This window comes from Phenylobacterium sp. (assembly GCF_036495085.1).
Lineage (GTDB): Bacteria > Pseudomonadota > Alphaproteobacteria > Caulobacterales > Caulobacteraceae > Phenylobacterium.
Map to the genome: position 1 here is coordinate 1 of NZ_DASXNL010000178.1, position 1731 is coordinate 1731.

The 1731-nt window shown below is 65.5% G+C and carries 3 protein-coding genes; 2 read left to right on the top strand and 1 reads right to left on the bottom strand.

The features are described 5' to 3' along the window. Both VGI62_RS19910 and VGI62_RS19915 read left to right on the top strand, forming a co-directional pair. Window positions 1-385 (top strand): alpha/beta fold hydrolase (locus tag VGI62_RS19910; protein ID WP_331506312.1); only part of this gene is annotated, 385 nt, incomplete at its 5' end. Window positions 386-997: 612 nt separating this feature from the next. Continuing rightward, on the top strand, window positions 998-1309 hold the full coding sequence (locus VGI62_RS19915) for an NAD(P)H-dependent oxidoreductase (protein ID WP_331506313.1): 312 nt from the start codon (window positions 998-1000) through the stop codon (window positions 1307-1309). A gap of 239 nt (window positions 1310-1548) precedes the next feature. Here VGI62_RS19915 and VGI62_RS19920 read toward each other — a convergent pair. Then, window positions 1549-1731 (bottom strand): hypothetical protein (locus VGI62_RS19920; RefSeq protein WP_331506314.1); only part of this gene is annotated, 183 nt, incomplete at its 5' end.

Sequence of the window (1731 nt, forward strand, 5' to 3'; positions counted from 1 at the left end):
GCGGCAGGAAGACATGTGGCTGCCGATCCTGTTTTCGCCGACCGAGACCAGCCAGGCGGCCGGGCGTGCGTACATCGAGCGCATCATCGCCCGCACCGACCGCGACGCGCCCGTCTCGGACCAGTCCATCGCCGAACAGCGCGCGGCGCTCGCGGCGTACGGCGCCGCCAAGGACCCCAGCTACGCCCACCTTAAGGGCCTTGAGCTTCCCGTCCTCGTCGTCAACGGCAGCGACGACATCGTGATCCCGACGATCAACTCCTACATTCTGCAGCAGTTCCTCCCCAACGCCGAGCTCATCCTGTACCCGGACGCCAACCACGGCGCGCATTTCCAGTACCCCGAACTCTTCGTCCGCCACGCGCGCATCTTCCTCGACGATTAGCTCTCCCCAGGTAGCCCGCACGAGCACGGCCAATGAGCAGGGAGGCTTTCAATGCCAGTCACCGGCCCACGCAAGGTCACGACCGGGAAAAGTCCGCAGCCACAGCCGCTAACCAAATTGCCGAAGAATGACTTCCTTCATATTCTCCGCACAGCCGGCGTCCCGGAAGAAACAATCAAAGCGACAGATGAGCAGCTCCAGGACCCGATCGACCTGGAAAGGGACGGACTATTCCTGGTAACGCACGGCCTGGACCGCGACCAGCTCATGGATCGAATGGGTGGCAGTCCGTGAGTGTACGCCCCCGGAGCCTTACCTAAGACCAGGACACCGATGAATGGCGCCCGTTGACCATTAGTTGTCTACGACATCAAGGAGCATTCCCATGACTCGTCTGCTGCATATCTCGGCCACCCCCGCGGCGCGGCCAGCGAATCTCTCGCCCTGGCCGCCACGTTCCTCCAGGCTCACTAGGCCGTACACCCCAACGTGCAGGTCGATCACCTGGACCTGTTCGATGGCACCCTGCCCGAGTTCGGGCGCCTCGCCCCCTGGGCGAAGATGGCCGTCATCGCCGGCGGGCCGCCCAGCGCGGTCCAGGCCGCCTAGGACGTGCTCAAGCAATGGATCGACATCATCACCCAGCCCGGCTGGGTGTTCGCCTTCACCCCTACTGACAGCTACACCGGCCTGATCACCGGCAGGAAGGCCGCCGTCGTCTACACCAGCGGGATCTACTCCCCGGGCGCGCCGCTCGCCTTCGGCAGCGACTTCCACGCCAGCTACCTCAACGACTGGCTGCGCTTCGCGGGCAATCACCGACGTCACCGAGATCCGCTTCCAGCTCACGGTGCTGACCGCCACCCCCGCCAAGACCGCGCCGCCGCAACAGCCCGCGCCGCAGACGCCGGAAAAGCCGTTTAAGTTTCGCACCCAGCGGATGCCCCGTCGGCCAAGGGAGATTCCCATAACTGGACGATCTGCGCGCGATCATCCAGGTGGCCAGCCAATCCGGCAATCGCGCCGAGTCGGCGTTATGGAGCGCTTCTGCGCCGGAGCATGGCGTCGGCGTCTGGCGAGTATCGTGAGATGGCGCCACGGCCGGCATGGCACGCGTTTGGGCCTTCGTTCGGGTCGCAGGGACCCGGATGCGCCGGCGCCGGTCACACCCTGGCGTAGTCCTGGATGTCTTGCTCGAAGTCGGTCACGAGTTCCGAAGTCAGGGTGCGGCGGGTCTGGCCGACTGCGAGCAGGACGTCGCCCGTGGCTACCTCCTGCTCGCCGCGCTCGAACAGGACGCGCTCGAAGGCCAGCTGCGCGGTTCTGCGTGCGGCGAACTCGATGTC